This is a genomic window from Mesorhizobium sp. YIM 152430 (assembly GCF_029210365.1).
Taxonomy (GTDB): domain Bacteria; phylum Pseudomonadota; class Alphaproteobacteria; order Rhizobiales; family Rhizobiaceae; genus Aliihoeflea.
Map to the genome: position 1 here is coordinate 110,121 of NZ_JARGES010000020.1, position 15,037 is coordinate 125,157.

Sequence of the window (15,037 nt, forward strand, 5' to 3'; positions counted from 1 at the left end):
CTTCCGCTTGGCACGCCATCAGCACAAACTGTTGCTTGAAGAGAATATCAAGCGTTCGTTCCGGATGGAATGCTCTTGCCGGATTCGTTGCTCGCGGTATCCATCCAGCGTCTCGGCGATCTAGACCTGCTCGTCCGATCAATGAAAGATGATTTCGCCGCTTGCATTCCCGCAGAGCCAAGTAATGACAACACTCATATCGATGACTTCGACCATCTCTGTCGGCTATCTGAACTGTGGGTCGGCGGGACCTACGAAATCTTTCGGCTGCTCATTGTAAGGAATTTGAGAACCGACGAAACAACAAAGGAGGTTCACGCCCGACTGAAGTTGCTCCGCATTCCCTGGGAAAAGTATGAAATCGCCAATGAACGGAAGCTTGCCGGGCCATTGGAAATGGCGCAGATAAGCACGGAAAATTCAGTTCATCATTGGTATGAGCAATCGGACAAAAAAAGCAGCCACATCATGCCATCTGGTATCACGGCCCAAGGCTCAGTTGCTTGGCTGGCTGTAGATGCCCTAAATCGTGAGCAACTCTGGATCGAACGCCTTGCGCTGTCGAACGAGGTCAATAGGGCATATGACCTCGCTTTTTAGTCAACTTTACTGCTTGCGATGCTCATGCTGACGATCGATAGAGCGCAGGTACGAGGGGCCGCAAGAGATGGACTTCTGTAGAAAACCTTCCCTTGCGGCACCTCACATCGTTCACGCCATGCCCCAGCTTCGCAGGCTGACCCAGGTCTTGCGGTCGAGCCTGTAGCGCTCGACCGGTACACGGCCCGCAACCTGCGAATCCAGCATCCCCTGGCCGGAATACTGGAAGCCGCATTTGTGGATCACGCCGCGCGAGCCAGCATTGATCACACGGCACGAGACATGCAGCACGTCGATCGATGTCGCGCGAAAGGCGAGGTCCACGAGCGCGTGCGCGGCTTCCGTCGCATAGCCGCGGCCCCAATAGGGCTCGCCGATCCAGTAGCCGAGTTCGAGCCCGCGCGGCGTCGCGTTCAGCCCGGCGCAGCCGATGAATGCGCCATTGGCGCCAAGCGCGATGGCGTAGACGCAGCCCGCTTCGCGGTCCGTACGCGTCGAGTCGAGGAATTGGCGCGCCTCGGCTGGACCGTAAGGGTGCGGCATCCGTCCGAGCATCTCGGCGACGCGGCGGTTGTTGGCGAGTTCCGCCAGTTCCTCCAGGTCGTCTTCATGCGGCGGGCGCAGGACCAGCCTTTCGGTGACGAGGACGGGGCAGTCGATCCGCCAACATTCCTCTTCGAGATCGTCCTTTTCCAGAACCATGGGTCTTCCTCCAGATCAAAACGGCAAAAGGGGAGATGGCGACCCATCTCCCCTGATGTTTTGTTCTGGCTGGACCAGACACCGGACCCGAGATGGGGCGCCGGTGTTCTTGGTGCGGAACCGGCTACTCCGCTGCGTCCTTGAGCGTATCCACGGATACGTAGGTTCGGCCGTTGGCTTTGCGCGCAAACGACACGACGCCTTCTTGCATCGCAAAAATCGTGTGGTCCTTGCCGAGGCCGACATTGGTGCCCGGATGCCACTTGGTGCCGCGCTGGCGAATGATGATGTTGCCCGGAATGACGGCTTCGCCACCGAACTTCTTCACGCCAAGGCGCTTGGATTCGGAATCGCGACCGTTGCGCGAGGAACCGCCAGCTTTCTTATGTGCCATGGGAGTTCTCCTTTATGCCTTGTTCTTATTCGCCGGCTTCGGCAGCTTCGGTCTTGGCGGCGGCCTTCTTCGGCGCTGCCTTCTTGGCGGCTTTCGGCGTCTCGTCGCCGGCTTCAGCCTTCGCAGCCTTCTTTTCGGCAGCCTTCTTCGAGGGCTTGGCGCCGTCGAGCAGAATTTCCGCGATCCGGACCGTCGTCAGGAGCTGACGATGGCCGCGCTTGCGGCGCGAATTCTGGCGGCGACGCTTCTTGAAGGCGATGACCTTCTCGGCGCGGTTCTGATCGAGAATCTCGGCGGAAACCGAAGCGCCCGAAACGAGCGGCGCGCCGATCGTCACGTCGTCGCCATTGCCATGCGCAAGCACGTGGCCGATCTCGACGATGTCGCCGATCTCGCCTTCGAGACGGCCGATCTCCAGAACCTGGTCGGCGGCGACGCGATACTGCTTGCCACCGGTCTTGATGACTGCGAACATTTTTTGCCCTTTCTGTTCGATTCCGGCTCTGAATGCGCGAGCACCCGGCCGGCTTCTTGTTCAGTCGGTTGAAACTGTCCTTGCGGGCGATTTTTCCAGCAAAGAACCGGCGCGGCGAGACGCCACACCGGATTTTGAGGCTGCTCATACGTCACGGGCGCTGCGAAGTCAACGCAAAGCGGCCATCCGCGGCGCTTTCGCAGTGGCGGGCGCGAGACGGCCATTTCGTCGACAAAACCACTTGTGCCGATCCATCACAATGGCTATGTGTGCGCCGCGCTCGAAAGAGCGAACCATGCCCCGCGGAGAGGTGGCAGAGTGGTTGAATGCACCGCACTCGAAATGCGGCATGGGTGCAAGCCCATCGGGGGTTCGAATCCCTCCCTCTCCGCCATTATTTAATAAAATCAATGATTTACTGATTGCTGCGGTAACGCCAACGCCTTCTTTGCGGGCCATGCCAGTGGCACGTTCAAACGGCAACCTCACGATTTGCAGGCTGGCGATCAGTGGCGATCATCGGGCACCCGCTCGCGAGCTGGGTGTTTGCTCGGCACGGATGAAAACCCGTCCGGCGCGGCACAGACGGCTTTCTTCCCGTCAACGCGTTCAAAAGCCGCCAAGAAAGACTCGCGTGTGCGATGGGATGGTGCAAAAATATGCGTCGCAGGCAGTACCGAGAAGGGAAGCTCTGGTGGAACAATTCTTAAACACCGTGACAGAGAACTTTGTTCCGATGTTCGTCGGCTTCTTCCAGGCATCCATACAAGCCATCGAGAACGAGTTCGCCGGCGCGATGATCCTGTTTTCCCTGGCGCTGATTTCCGCGGTTCTTGCCCGCAGCGCCCTCCTGTTTATTCCAACGGCGACGCTGGCAGTCTTTTCCATTTTATCGACCGACGCCTCGGCCGGCTCATATCGCTTGGTTCCGCTGCTTCTGGGCCCGCTTGCACTGGCGATACTCTGCGCATGGACGATCGCGATCCGCAGACGTTTTACACGACTCAAGAACCGGTTGAGAGCGAGCCTGGAGGACCTTGCTGCAACGAAGAAATCACTCGATCGCGAAGTTGAATGGCGGCAGGCCGCGGAGGATGAGAAACTGGCTTGAGCAGGTCGCCTTTTTCAGTCCGCGATGTAGATCGAATGATTTAATCGCACGTTCAAGATTCCACTTTCGGTTTTGAAATTCCAATTCATACTCTTCTGCGCCACCGATAAGGCTGGCAAGTAGAGGAGGACTGGATATGAAGTACGCAATTTTTCTTTGCCTGGCCGGTACTTTCGTTTCCACACTTGCCAATGCCGAACCCATTGCGGACCGCAAGGCGCTGATGAAGTCGAATGGCGAGGCCATGGGCGTGCTGGGCGCGACGGCCAAGGGCGAGCGCGAGTTCGATGCCGCTGCCGTCATGGCCGCGCTTGAGCAGTTGAACGCGAACGCCGAAAAATTCGACGTCGAAGCCCTGTTCCCGGAGGGATCGGACACCGGCGATACGAAGGCCGCGCCGAAAATCTGGGAGGACATGGCGGGCTTCACGGCCGCGGCCGACAAGTTCAAGGAAGCCGCAGCCGCTGCTGCTGCTGCCGCGCCCGACAGCCGCGAGACCTTGCAGCCTCAGGTCGGAGCGGTTGGGCAGACCTGCGGAGCTTGCCACGAAACCTATCGCTTGCCCTCGACGTGATCCGTGGCGCCGCCGCTCCATCTGCGCATCACTGTCTCAGGTGAACGGCGGACCCGTCACGAAAAAGCGACGAGCCACGCCATGACGATTGACGGCGCGAGAAAGGCCGCGAACGGCAACCGGCGTGTACCATCCCATCCGCGAACGGCGGCGACGAACCCGGCTGCGGCAAGCGCGCCAAGCGCCGCGATCAGGACGGCATTGACGATTCCGGCCAAGTCGATCCACGCCCCCGCCGCCGCGATCAGCTTGATGTCGCCAAGCCCCAGCCCATCGAGCCCGCGCCACCGGAAATAAGCCTCGCGCAGCGCCAGAAGCGCGACGCCGACAAGGGCGATGCGCAGGATCGCCGCGCTGAGCGCGGACGTATCGCCGGCGGCGAAAGCAAAGCCGAGCCCGAAGACGGTTGTCGCAACGACCAGCACGTCAGGAACTCGAAAGGTCAAGACGTCGGTGAGCGCGACGACGGCCATCAGGCTTGCAAGAAGCGCGAACTGCACCGCTGCGATCGGCGACAAGCCCGACAGCATTGCAACGAAAATGGCAACCAGGAGCCCCGCGACGGCCGCCGCCGCCTGCCGCAGCATCAACGGGCCTGCGTCGATCCTATCCCCCACATCTTGGCCCTCAATTCGCTCGCAACATGCTCGGCATCCTGGCTTTCCCGGATCACGGTCGGGCGGATGAGGATGATGACCTCCGTCCGGCTGTTCGCCTGACCGGTCCGGCCGAAGAGACCGCCAATGCCCTTCATGCGGTGCAGGCCAGGAATGCCGCTCTTCGACCCGTCGGCCTGTTCGCTGATGAGGCCGCCCAGAAGCACCGTCTGGCCGTCGACCACCGAAATGGAACTGGAGACAAGGCGATTGGAGATCGTCGGCGTCAGGCTCGCCGCGCCGCCGGTGACGGCCGAAATTTCCTGCTCGATCACCATCGACACGACGCCGTTTTCGGAAACGCGCGGGCGCACCTTCAGGATCACGCCCGTATCGCGGTAGACCACTTCGTTACTGACCGGCGCATTGGCGTCCTGTACGCTCGTCACTGTGCGCGTGACGACCGGGATCTGGTCGCCGACCTGGAATTGAGCCAGTTCGTTGTCCATCACCACCAAAGACGGCGAGGAGAGGACCTGCACATCGGTAATCTGGTCGAACGCATCGATGATGATGTCGGGATTGGCTTCGCTGCCGAGGATGAAGTTGAAGCCCGGCACCTGACGGCCGATCGCATTGGCGGCGGCGCCGAAGAGGCCGATTGAGCCCGCATCGCTGCCGAGACCCAGCCGGTTGCTCTTCAAGAAGTATTGAACTCCGTAGCGCAGATCGTCGTTAAGTCGGATTTCCGCCATCGTGACGTTGATCGCCACCTGCAATTGCGGAACGTCGATCTGGTGCAGCGCGGATAGGATTTCGCGCCTCTTGTCCTGGTTGGCATAGATGACGACGGAGTTGTTCGAACTGTCGGCGCGGATACGCAGCGGTGCCGACGACGGTGCGCCAAAGACGACCGGCGATTGAAGACCGACAAGCGTGGCCGGGGCCTCTCCTCCTCCATTGATCCGATCCGCCAAATTGCGGTCGAACGCGCTCTCGCTGCCGGTGCTGAGCACCGTCGGCGTATCCGTCGCCGTCACCTCCTCCGATGCGGAGCCGCCATTCGCGAAAATGTCGTTCAGGAGTACCGCCAGCCGCTCGGCGTTCTGGTACTTGACGCGGTAGACATGGACCAGCGCGTCCATTCCGGCATCCCGATTGTCGAGCTTGTCGATCCAAAGACGCGCTCGCGACAACAGGTCAGAACTGCGCGCGACCACGAGGATGCCGTTCAGGCGCGCGACGCGCGAAAACTGCACGCTTTGCGCTCCGACGCCTTCCTCGCCTGAACTGAATATCTGCTCAAGCTCCGGCAGCACGGACTCGGCCCGCGCGCGCCGCAGCGGGAAGACACCCACCGACTGGTCCCGCATCCAGTCGACGTCGAAGGAGAGCGCCGTTTCCGCCGCCGAGCGGCGATCGGGACCGCTGCCGATGATGACCAGAAGATTACGCGCACGCTCGACGCGGACAGCTCCGGGCCGGGTACCGAATCCGTCGATCAGGCTGACGACTGTATCGGCCCCTACATAGCGCAGAGGCAGGACCGTCATCCCGAACCCTGCCTCGCGCGACAGGCTTGGCCTGCCCGCATTGGCAGCCCCTTGAGGAACGACCGCATAGGAATCGCCGCTGCCTTCGAGCGACGCGCCGTTGAACGCCAGCACGCGCTCGAGCGTCTGCAGCAGTTCCTCGCGCGACACCGGCCGAGCGGTGGAAATGGTTGCCGTGCCTGAAACCTCAGGCGAGATCGTGTAGTTGACCGCCAGCGCTTCGCCCAGGACGGCGCGGACGATCTCCTCGATGCCCGCATTTTCGAAATTCAGATTGTATTCGCCGCTTGACGGGCTGGAGAGTGCGGGTGGCAGGCGGCCAAGACCGGTGGCGCCGCCCCCGCCCCCGCCATACTGAACCACCGCACCGACCGCACCGGATTGCGCGACGGCACCGCCGCCCGTCTGGCGCGGCTGGCGGGCCCGCAGGTCATCCTCGTTGAAGATCGATCCGAAAATGGCGCTTCGCGTTCGCGGATCGGTGCTGGCGTCGGTGGCGCAGCCTGCCATTGTCCAGGCAAGGGCCAGAAATGCTAGGAATGCAGCGGGGCGCTTCATTTGCTGATCCCATGCATTCCAAGCACCTGACCCAAACACCCCTCCAACCAAGCCGAATCGCGTTACTCGCGCTAGAATGTCCATTATTGGCAAAACTTGGTATGTTGAGTATCCGCCTTCCCACAATAAGGCGCAATGATAAAGGCGGGTAGCAACGGCCAAAGCCGAAGTTGGGTGTCACGTGGTTGATTTTGGCAACACTGCTGCGGACGATGTCTTCTCCCGGCTCGTCTCCAATCTTCTCAATGTCAAGGATGAGCGACTCGGCGGTCTGGCGCGCTCGGGCGGCAGTTGGACCTCGGTGCAGGATTTGTGGGTGACGGGCGCGGCGAGCGGAACCTCGATCGCCCAATCACTGTCAGGCGTATGCGGCCTGCCGCTCATCGAGCCTCACCGCCTGCATCGCCAGAAGACGCCCATTCCGGGCCTGTCGACGCGTTTCCTCAGAGCCAACTGGTGCTGGCCCGTCGCCGATGAGGAAGGCGTCGCGCTCGCGATCGCTGACCCGACCCGCACCGAGGTCGTGGAGGCCGTGCGCAAGGCGATCGGCGCGGACGCGCCCGTCCTGATTGCCTCGTTTGACGATCTGTCGGTACGTTTCGAGCAGTTGGAAGGCGCTGCCCTGCCCGCTGCTCCCATCGAAAATTCGCCGCAGCAGAAATCGGGCGACGATCTGCAATATCTACAGGACGTCGCATCCGGCGAGCCGATCGTTCACCAGGTCGAGCGGATGCTGGAAGCCGCGCTGGCGCTGTCGGCGACCGACATCCACCTTGAGCCCGGGAGCGGTGCTCTGACCGTTCGCTTCCGCGTTGATGGCCGGTTGCGCGCGTTTGACAGTTTCAGCCCTGCGATGGCCCGCGGCCTGGTCTCGCGTATCAAGATCCTCGCGGGCCTGGACATTTCGGAGACCCGGCTGCCGCAGGACGGCCGCACGCGACTGGTGGTGGGCGGTTCCGAAATCGATCTGCGCATCGCCACCATCCCGACGGTCCACGGCGAGGCGGCGGTCATGCGCCTGCTCGCCAAGGAAGCGCGCATTCTCGAATTCGCACAGTTGGGCATGGAGCCGCGAGACTTGAAGCTGCTGCGGGCCCAACTGGAAGAGCCCTACGGTTTGATCGTCGTCGCGGGTCCGACGGGCAGCGGCAAGACGACGACGCTCGCCGCCGCGCTCGCGCATCTCAACAACGTCGAGCGCAAGATCATGACGATCGAGGACCCGATCGAATACCAGATCGCCGGCATCCACCAGAGCCAGACGAAGCCGCAGATCGGCTTCACCTTCGCCAATGCGCTGCGGGCACTCCTGCGCCACGATCCGGACGTGCTCATGGTCGGTGAAATGCGCGATCGCGAGACGGCCTCGGTCGGTGTCCAGGCCGCACTCACCGGCCATCTCGTCTTGACGACCCTCCACACCAATTCCGCCGTCGACGCCGTGATCCGTCTCGCCGATCTTGGCGTCGAGGATTTTCTGATTCTCTCCAGCCTTCGCGGTGTGATCGGCCAGCGTCTCGTGCGCAAGCTGTGCGAAAGATGCCGCGAGCCCTTGACCGAAAATCCGGAGGAAATAGCCGCGCTCGCCGGCATCGGCGAGGACGCCGTCCCGCCCGGCGCCAGGCTCCATCGCGCCAAGGGCTGCGAATGGTGCGGCCAGACCGGCTATCGCGGCCGAACCGGGATCTACGAAGTCTGGACCTTCGACCCGCAAACGCGCGACCAGCTTCGCTCCAGCCTCGACAGCGAGGCGCTCAGCCGGGCGGCAAGGCAGGCCGGAATGCGAACCATGTTTGAGGACGGGCTGGCAAAGGCCTGCCGGGGGACGACGACACTCGACGAGGTTCTGAAGGTTGCGCGGCCCATGACCGGCGCCATTCCAGACGCGGCGCACTCACCGCCACAGGCCTGACGGCTCCTCCTCCACATCCTCGTCGCGGCCGATCGCGGCGAAGAGCTTGCGGCGGTAGGTTTCGCCGAATCCGGCGAGCGTGATGCTTGTCGCGTCCTCGATGGTAACAGTCCATCCGTCCAGCTTATCGCCGGAATTAAGGCGATGCACCGCGCCCGTCCTGTCGTCGCGAAGGATCGCGGTCTTGCGGTCCGCGCTCAGGATCATGACACCGATGAGACGTGCGGATGGCGGTTCGACCTCGACGGGATCGGCCGACGCTACGATCATCTCGACCGGCTCCGGCTCGACGACAGGTACGGGCTCCGGCACGGGCGGGCGCCGGTGGGGGGCAAAGAGCGGCCGCTCGCGAGTGGCGGTCATTTCCTCTATCGAGAGCGGGAGAAAGTCGCCGTTCCCGACCTGTGCCGACGCCGACGGCACGAAGAGGGCTGCGGCCAGGCCCAAAATCGCAATTGGCGCTGGCGTCATGGCTCCCTCCATTGGGCGGTCAGTTGCATCGTCACCTGCAACTTTTGCATCTGTGGTGTCTGCATGGCGGCGATGGAAGGCTCGATATCGAGCCGGTTGATGAGCACGGCCGGGGCAGAGCGCTCAAGGTCGAAAAGGACGCGTTGCACTGTCTCGACTGGACCGTCGAAGGCGATGACGAGATTGACCAGCCCGTCGCTCCCCGCCGGATCAAGCGGTTGGCCGCGGCCGCTTTCGCTCGTCTGGCCACCGGCGCGCTCCACGATTGCGAAGGCGTGCTTCTGCAACGACGCCTCGGCCAGTGCCGGGGTCGTTTCGCGAATGAGCATGTGATCCCAGTCGCGCGTCTGCGTCACGGCTGACGCCGCGTTCTCGACACCGAGTCGCTGGGCGATCTGCCGCAGCGTGTCACGATCCATGCGCGTCACAATTTTGAGTTCGAGCGTCCGTTGCACATTGAATGCCGAGATCATGCCGCAGAGAACGAGGAAGGTGAGAAGAAGAGCCGCAGCCAGGCGGCCCTGCCGTTGCGCGGTTTCGCTCATGGCGTATCCCCTTGTTCAATCTCGGCGGCGATTTCGAACCGGTCCCGACGGGCGGTGGCGTCATGCGCGACGTTAGATGCGAATGCGACGCCTTTCAGGAAGGCCGTCGCTTCCAGAGCCTGGATAAGGTCCGGCGCATTGCGCGAATAGCCGACCATGCGCACCTTGTTGCCTTCCACCGAGACGGCAACGAGATAGGTCTCATCGGGCAGTTCGGCGCTCAATTCCTCAAGCAGCACCACCATCGGCTTGGTGGAAACCTTGGTCGCTATGAGATGCGGGGTCGCTTCGTTGAGCGAGCGCGTCCGCGCTGCCTGGAGGTCGGAGCGCGCCATTTCGAGATTGGCGGCCACCCGTTCGGAAGTCTGCAACGCCTGCCAATGCTGCCAACTCGTGCCGACCACCGAAACCATCGCTGCCGTCAGCAGCGAAGCGAAACCGGCCGCGGCGATGCGGCGCGCCTTTTTCTGCCGTTCCGCCCGACGTCTTTGCAGAAGATCGATTGGGCTCGGTGCGCCAATAGGATCTGAGGAAATGCCCACAAGTGCGACCCTGGCGCCTGCCATTTCGATCATCTCGACGACCGAGGCGAGATACGCGCGGCCGACAGCAACGAGACGAACCTGGTCGCCCGCACCAGCGATCGGATGGTGATCATAGGCCGAACTCTCCGCCGTCCACGGCGTCACCCGGTCGATCTGATGGCGAACGATCGAGCCCGCATAAGCCCGGCCGGATTTCGGAAGCTGGATCACCCGCTCGATCGCCTGTTGACCATCAAGCCGGAGTTCAATCGGACGCCGCGCGCCAGAGCGCAGCGCGCGCTCCGTTGCCAGATCGTCAACGGGTCCCTCGGCAAGCTGGCGTGGATGCGCGCGCCGAACGTCGAAAATCGCATACCTGCCCGCTGCGATGACCACCGCCGTTTTCGGGCGGCGAATTTTGGCGAAGCCGAGATCGAGAAGCCTTTCGGCTCCCCAGTCGACCATGCTCGACCATGAGGTTGCGATCATCTCCTGGCCCCCTCCCCGTACCAAGCAAGAATGCCAAACCCGGCCGCATCGGCTTCGCTAGCGGCCACCACCGCCGAAGCCTCGCGCGGATGGCCGCTTTCCACCCGCGCGGCGATCGACACGCGATAGATTCCCGACGGATTGCGCGCGAGATGTCGGGACGGATCGACGAGACGAGCAAAAACCGCCTCCGTCGTCGCGCCCGGCACCAGCCGCGCGGCCGCAAGACTTTCGAGATCGGCCTGGGTGGTTCCCGGCAGTGCCGCGATGAGCCGCAAGGGCGCCGAGAGCGGATCGATACTGCCTTGCGGGTTGAACACCGTCGCGTGGTGAAGAAGCGTATCAACATCGGCTGGAGCGGTTCCGGGCACCTGTAGAAGGTCGCCCACATGACGGAACGGTCGCACCGCAGTCGCCGGCCATTTTTCGCGGATCGTGTCGCGCCACGATACGACCGCTTGCGCAAAGCTTTCGGCTTGCAGTCGGCCGCCGCCGAAGGCGCGATAGAGTGCCGCCAGCAACTCCTCGTCCGCAACGTTGAGGTCCACCCGACCGGCCTCGTCCTCGATGGTGACGCGTACCATGCCGCCGCCGAGCGTCAAATCGATCGATGACGGCGGACGCGCCGTCGCATCGCCGGCGAAGAGCGCGTAGCCGGCACTTGCCAGTCCCGCATCGATCAGGGCGGCGGAGCGCGATTGATGAAGACCGGCGCGTGCCTGCGCACCGGCTCCCGCCGTGGATGACAGCGTCGAGGCGGCAAGACTTGCAAACAGCGCGACGAAGACCAGCGCCGCGACCATCACGTAGCCGTCATCTCCTAAATGCCGTGCGCGCGTCATGACGATCGCTCCGTTCCGGCTGCCACCGCCTTGCAGGCACCATCCGTCTCGGCGCAGTTGAGGACGGCGCGGGCACGAAGCGGCACGACGACGGGCGGGGTCACCCGCGCCCCGCTCGCCTTGTCGACGATTTCCAGCCGGACGACGTTCGGCAGGCCGGCCGCTGCGCTCCAACCGTCGAGCCAGTCCTGTGCCGGCGAAGCCATATAGAAGAAGCGCATTCGCCAGGGCCCTTGCAGGAGGATGACGGGTCGGTCCCGGTCGACGCCGCCGGCACCGGTCGGATCGGGCAAGGCTCGCGTGTGGCGGACGAGCGCGCTGCCGTTTTCATCCTCGACGATAGCAAGTTGAACGATGGCATGGCGTATGTCGGTCAGCGCGGCGACCGTCGGCGCGGCGAATTCCAACCGGTCGGAACGTCCTTCGAAGAGGACGCCGCCGGGTCGGGCGAAATCGGCGACCGGGGCGAAGGCGTCGATGTGACGGCGAACCTCGCGCGTCCCCGCCTCGAGCGCGTCCAGCATCTCGGTGCGCGCCTGTCCCTTGCCGACCCCTTGGGCGGCCATGCCCCCGATCGTCACCATCAGGAGAAGCGCGAGACTGGCAATCGCCAGCGCCACCACTGCCTCGACCAGAACGAAGCCGGCTTGCCGGTCGCGATGGCGACGCCCGTTCATGGCCGCACCACCCGGCGCGTGGCGATGGCCAGCGGTTTGTCGCCCGGCACGTCCACCGTCACCCGGACATCGTAGAGGGCGAGCGGTGCGCCGCCCGCGCGCGCCGGCGCCGACTGGTTCAGCGCGACATCGAGCACCCAGCGCTGCCCGGCGATCGATCCGCTCTGCGACGCCCCGCCCGCCGGATCGAACCCGTTGGCCAGGACCGCCTCCGCGACGAGCCGCGCCTTCATCACGTTCTGCGCACGCAGTTCCATCTGCCGCGCGTCGACCAGATGCCTTGCCACGAGCCCGCCGATCGCCGCCAGCACCGCTACCGCAATCAGCGCTTCGACGAGCACGAATCCCGCATCGCCCGAACGTCTGGAGCCGAAAGCGTGGCGGAGCATTGGCCTACTCCATCCGCCGGATCGAGACGGCGCCCGTGATCGGCGCCACATCGACAATGTAGGCGGCGGCTGCGGACGAAAGCTGAATCTGTCCGCCGACGGATCTCCCGTCCCGGTCAAAGCCGATCCCGGCCGCATTTGCGGCAAGCTGCAACTCGACGCCTTGCGGCAGTGCGACGTGACGCGCGCCCGAGCCGGACGACACCATCCGCGACACGGGATCGACCACGGTGACCTGCGTCCGGCCGTCCTGCATCGCACGCGCGCGGTCGAAGCGCAGGATGGCAGCGACCTCGCGCGAAATCGACGTCAGGTCGGCAACCCCCGGTGCCCGCGACGGTGCCGGCAGCGCCACCGCGGCGATCATGGCAAGGACGAGCATACCCGACACCGCATCGATGAGGGCGTAGCCGCCGTCTCGGTCGCGCCGGTCAGTTGGTCGCCAGTGCAGCTTCATTGCCGCCTCCGTTCGGGGGAGCGTTGGCGCCGACCGAGATGATCCTGTAGCGGCCGTCCGGCCCCGGCTCCTCGTACCGGTAGGGCACCCCCCAGGGATCGGTTGGAATCTTCGCTTGTTGCAGGTAGGGCCCGTTCCAGCCAGGTATCCGCATCTTCTGTTCGACCAGCGCGTCGAGCCCTTCCGAGCGGCTCGGATAGCGGCCGACATCGAGATAGAAGAGATCGAGCGCCGCGGAAAATCCGTTGATCTGGAGTTCGACGGTTCGCGAGCGCGCGTCCGTCAAATAGCCGAGGACGCGCGGTCCGACGAGGCTCGTGACCAGCCCCAGGATCACGAGGACGACCAGGAGTTCGACGAGCGTGAAGCCGCCATTGCGGTCGCGCCGGTTTCGGTTGCGCTTATGCGGCCATGCCCTGCCCATTTGCCACCCCGCCGAGAATGAGAAGATCGTTGACCCTCAAAAGCGTCCCGATGACGGACAGGATGATCCACCCGATGATCACGCTGACCAGGAGAAGCGTTGCGGGGCCGACGATCCCGGCAAACCTGTCGACTGCCGTGCCCAGTTTCGTCTCGTAGATTTGTGCGATCCGCTCGAGCGATCCGGCGAGCGCGCCGGCCTCTTCGCCCACGCTCAGCATCTGCTGCGCATAAAGCGGCAGCAGGTCCTGCTGCTTCATCGCCTCGGCCAGCGTCGCGCCCTGGCGCACCGCCACGACCGCCTCGTGCATCGCATTGCGGGCCGCGCGGTGGGGAAGAAGATCCCCGGTAAGTTGTAGGGCCGAGACGACGCCGACGCCCGATTTGAGAAGGCTCGACACGCTGGAGGCGATCAGGACCGTCTGGCGCACGCGCGCGATCTCGCGAAGCACGGGCAATCGCCGTGCAGTTGCCGCCGCCAATCCCCGCGCGGTATCGCTACGCCGCGCCAGAATCGCGATCAGCGCAAATGCGAGCACCGCGGCCGCAAGCCATGTTCCCTGGACGCGAAGAAACTCCGATGCGGCGAAGATCAGCGTCCGACCTTCCGCTGGATCGGCATCGAACCCCATCAAGGCGCGCTCGAACTCGGGAACGACGGCCGTCAGGACAAAGACGAGAACGCCCATCGCCGCAACGAGGACGAAAAGCGGATAGGCGAGCGAGGCGGAAATCCGCCGCCGCAGCTCTTCTGAGCGCTTGCGCTCGCGTGCGACGATCGAAAGGGTTTCAGAAAGCCGCCCGTTGGCCTCCGCGATGGCGACCATGCTTACATAGGAAGGCGGGAAGAGCCTGGGATGATGCGCGAGCGCGTCCGCGAAGCGCTCGCCCGAGCGCACCGACGCTGACAGTGCCCGCATCGTGGCGGCAAGCGCGCCTTTCTCGCCCGCCGATGCGATCGTCGTCAGAGCCTTGTCGAGCGTCATGCCCGAGGAGAGAAGAATGGCAAGGTCCTCTGTCGCCACGGTGATCGCCGGCGCGGCAACGGCACGTCGCAAGCCGCTGTCGCGCCTGAGGGGTGCGCTTTCCTCGGTCTCGACGCCAAGTTCGATCGGCATGAGCGCGAGCCGTTCGAGTTCTCCCAGCGCCCTGTCCCGCGTATCGGCTTCGAGCGAGCCCGCGACGATCCGCCCGCCCGCCGCCATGGCCTTGTAGCGATAGAGCTGGCGGCCGGGGGCCGCGCGTCGCCAGGCCGCAGGGTGACGGGCGATCTGGTTCATCTTCGTGGAACCCTGCCGAAGACTTCGCGGCACCGCTGCACGTCCCACCAGTCGCGGTCGCCGCGGTGGGTGCGGATGTCGACGATGAATCCGTTGGGCGCGGTCAGGATCTCGACCCGGCATTCGAGAAGCGGGTTGTAGCCCTGGATGCGGTAGCCCCGCCACCAGGCGGTGTTGCCGATGAGGTCGACCGTACCGCGGTCGCCTGGCTTGTAGCCGCTGTCGCGACCCGAGAACCACAGATAGGCGCGGCCCTCCTTGCCCATGGCATAGGACGAGACCGGACCTCCCCATTCGATGAAGAACGATTCGACCGGCGTCCCGATATAGGACGAGCGCAGACGGTTGTTCGTGTCCGCCGAACTGCAGCCGGCAGCCATAGCCAGGACCGCCACGATTACGGTCAGCCGGCACATCGTCCCTCCTATCGTCGACATCTTTTGCATGTCATTCCTTTCCAGTTTC

General features: G+C 63.9%; 19 protein-coding genes and 1 tRNA gene. 5 read left to right on the forward strand and 15 right to left on the reverse strand.

What is annotated here, in order from left to right:
• The first annotated feature begins 75 nt into the window (after nucleotides 1-75).
• Entirely contained in the window at nucleotides 76-600 is a 525-nt protein-coding gene (locus PZ895_RS05810) for a hypothetical protein (RefSeq protein ID WP_275838077.1), read from the forward strand.
• Nucleotides 601-711: 111 nt separating this feature from the next.
• On the opposite strand, the gene PZ895_RS05815 is transcribed toward PZ895_RS05810, so the two are convergent.
• From PZ895_RS05815 to rplU, 3 genes are all read right to left on the reverse strand, one after another.
• Entirely contained in the window at nucleotides 712-1,302 is a 591-nt protein-coding gene (locus PZ895_RS05815) for a GNAT family N-acetyltransferase (RefSeq protein ID WP_275838078.1), read from the reverse strand.
• 124 nt (nucleotides 1,303-1,426) lie between these two features.
• Entirely contained in the window at nucleotides 1,427-1,696 is a 270-nt protein-coding gene (rpmA, locus tag PZ895_RS05820) for a 50S ribosomal protein L27 (RefSeq protein WP_275838079.1), read from the reverse strand.
• A 25-nt stretch (nucleotides 1,697-1,721) separates the two neighbouring features.
• The gene (gene rplU / locus PZ895_RS05825; protein ID WP_275838080.1) at nucleotides 1,722-2,171 is read right to left on the reverse strand and encodes a 50S ribosomal protein L21; all 450 of its coding nucleotides are present in this window, start codon (nucleotides 2,169-2,171) and stop codon (nucleotides 1,722-1,724) included.
• 304 nt (nucleotides 2,172-2,475) lie between these two features.
• Between rplU and PZ895_RS05830 the strand changes: the two genes are divergently transcribed.
• The 3 genes from PZ895_RS05830 (at nucleotide 2,476) to PZ895_RS05840 (ending at nucleotide 3,856) form a co-directional block, all read left to right on the forward strand.
• Nucleotides 2,476-2,565, forward strand: a tRNA-Ser gene (locus PZ895_RS05830).
• 300 nt (nucleotides 2,566-2,865) lie between these two features.
• On the forward strand, nucleotides 2,866-3,282 hold the full coding sequence (locus tag PZ895_RS05835; RefSeq protein WP_275838081.1) for a hypothetical protein: 417 nt from the start codon (nucleotides 2,866-2,868) through the stop codon (nucleotides 3,280-3,282).
• Between the two features lie 136 nt (nucleotides 3,283-3,418).
• Nucleotides 3,419-3,856 carry a cytochrome c gene (locus PZ895_RS05840; protein WP_275838082.1) on the forward strand — a complete coding sequence of 146 codons (438 nt, stop codon included), beginning with the start codon at nucleotides 3,419-3,421 and terminating at the stop codon, nucleotides 3,854-3,856.
• Nucleotides 3,857-3,912: 56 nt separating this feature from the next.
• On the opposite strand, the gene PZ895_RS05845 is transcribed toward PZ895_RS05840, so the two are convergent.
• The gene (locus PZ895_RS05845; RefSeq protein ID WP_275838083.1) at nucleotides 3,913-4,443 is read right to left on the reverse strand and encodes an A24 family peptidase; all 531 of its coding nucleotides are present in this window, start codon (nucleotides 4,441-4,443) and stop codon (nucleotides 3,913-3,915) included.
• Entirely contained in the window at nucleotides 4,443-6,563 is a 2,121-nt protein-coding gene (gene gspD / locus PZ895_RS05850; protein WP_275838084.1) for a type II secretion system secretin GspD, read from the reverse strand. Before gspD ends, PZ895_RS05845 begins: the two co-directional genes overlap by 1 nt.
• A gap of 181 nt (nucleotides 6,564-6,744) precedes the next feature.
• On the opposite strand from gspD, the gene PZ895_RS05855 reads away from it, so the two are divergent.
• Nucleotides 6,745-8,475: a GspE/PulE family protein gene (locus PZ895_RS05855; protein WP_275838085.1), complete on the forward strand. Its 1,731-nt coding sequence runs from the start codon at nucleotides 6,745-6,747 to the stop codon at nucleotides 8,473-8,475.
• Here the strand turns inward: PZ895_RS05855 and PZ895_RS05860 are convergent.
• The 10 genes from PZ895_RS05860 to PZ895_RS05905 are packed head-to-tail and all read right to left on the reverse strand — an operon-like array spanning nucleotide 8,458 to nucleotide 15,018.
• Nucleotides 8,458-8,946 carry a hypothetical protein gene (locus PZ895_RS05860; protein WP_275838086.1) on the reverse strand — a complete coding sequence of 163 codons (489 nt, stop codon included), beginning with the start codon at nucleotides 8,944-8,946 and terminating at the stop codon, nucleotides 8,458-8,460. The two genes, PZ895_RS05855 and PZ895_RS05860, sit on opposite strands and share 18 nt — an antisense overlap.
• Nucleotides 8,943-9,491 carry a type II secretion system protein GspM gene (gene gspM, locus PZ895_RS05865; protein WP_275838087.1) on the reverse strand — a complete coding sequence of 183 codons (549 nt, stop codon included), beginning with the start codon at nucleotides 9,489-9,491 and terminating at the stop codon, nucleotides 8,943-8,945. The genes PZ895_RS05860 and gspM overlap by 4 nt, the downstream gene beginning before the upstream one ends.
• Nucleotides 9,488-10,504: a PilN domain-containing protein gene (locus PZ895_RS05870; RefSeq protein ID WP_275838088.1), complete on the reverse strand. Its 1,017-nt coding sequence runs from the start codon at nucleotides 10,502-10,504 to the stop codon at nucleotides 9,488-9,490. Before PZ895_RS05870 ends, gspM begins: the two co-directional genes overlap by 4 nt.
• On the reverse strand, nucleotides 10,501-11,346 hold the full coding sequence (locus PZ895_RS05875; RefSeq protein ID WP_275838089.1) for a type II secretion system protein GspK: 846 nt from the start codon (nucleotides 11,344-11,346) through the stop codon (nucleotides 10,501-10,503). The genes PZ895_RS05870 and PZ895_RS05875 overlap by 4 nt, the downstream gene beginning before the upstream one ends.
• Nucleotides 11,343-12,023 (reverse strand): hypothetical protein, encoded by a 681-nt coding sequence (locus PZ895_RS05880; RefSeq protein ID WP_275838090.1) that lies wholly within the window; start codon nucleotides 12,021-12,023, stop codon nucleotides 11,343-11,345. Before PZ895_RS05880 ends, PZ895_RS05875 begins: the two co-directional genes overlap by 4 nt.
• Complete coding sequence (locus PZ895_RS05885) at nucleotides 12,020-12,412, reverse strand: hypothetical protein (RefSeq protein ID WP_275838091.1); 393 nt, start codon at nucleotides 12,410-12,412, stop codon at nucleotides 12,020-12,022. The genes PZ895_RS05880 and PZ895_RS05885 overlap by 4 nt, the downstream gene beginning before the upstream one ends.
• A gap of 4 nt (nucleotides 12,413-12,416) precedes the next feature.
• On the reverse strand, nucleotides 12,417-12,869 hold the full coding sequence (locus PZ895_RS05890) for a hypothetical protein (RefSeq protein ID WP_275838092.1): 453 nt from the start codon (nucleotides 12,867-12,869) through the stop codon (nucleotides 12,417-12,419).
• Nucleotides 12,844-13,293: a type II secretion system major pseudopilin GspG gene (gene gspG, locus PZ895_RS05895; RefSeq protein WP_275838093.1), complete on the reverse strand. Its 450-nt coding sequence runs from the start codon at nucleotides 13,291-13,293 to the stop codon at nucleotides 12,844-12,846. Before gspG ends, PZ895_RS05890 begins: the two co-directional genes overlap by 26 nt.
• On the reverse strand, nucleotides 13,271-14,572 hold the full coding sequence (locus tag PZ895_RS05900; protein WP_275838094.1) for a type II secretion system F family protein: 1,302 nt from the start codon (nucleotides 14,570-14,572) through the stop codon (nucleotides 13,271-13,273). The genes gspG and PZ895_RS05900 overlap by 23 nt, the downstream gene beginning before the upstream one ends.
• On the reverse strand, nucleotides 14,569-15,018 hold the full coding sequence (locus tag PZ895_RS05905) for a hypothetical protein (protein WP_275838095.1): 450 nt from the start codon (nucleotides 15,016-15,018) through the stop codon (nucleotides 14,569-14,571). The genes PZ895_RS05900 and PZ895_RS05905 overlap by 4 nt, the downstream gene beginning before the upstream one ends.
• Between the last annotated feature and the right edge of the window lie 19 nt (nucleotides 15,019-15,037).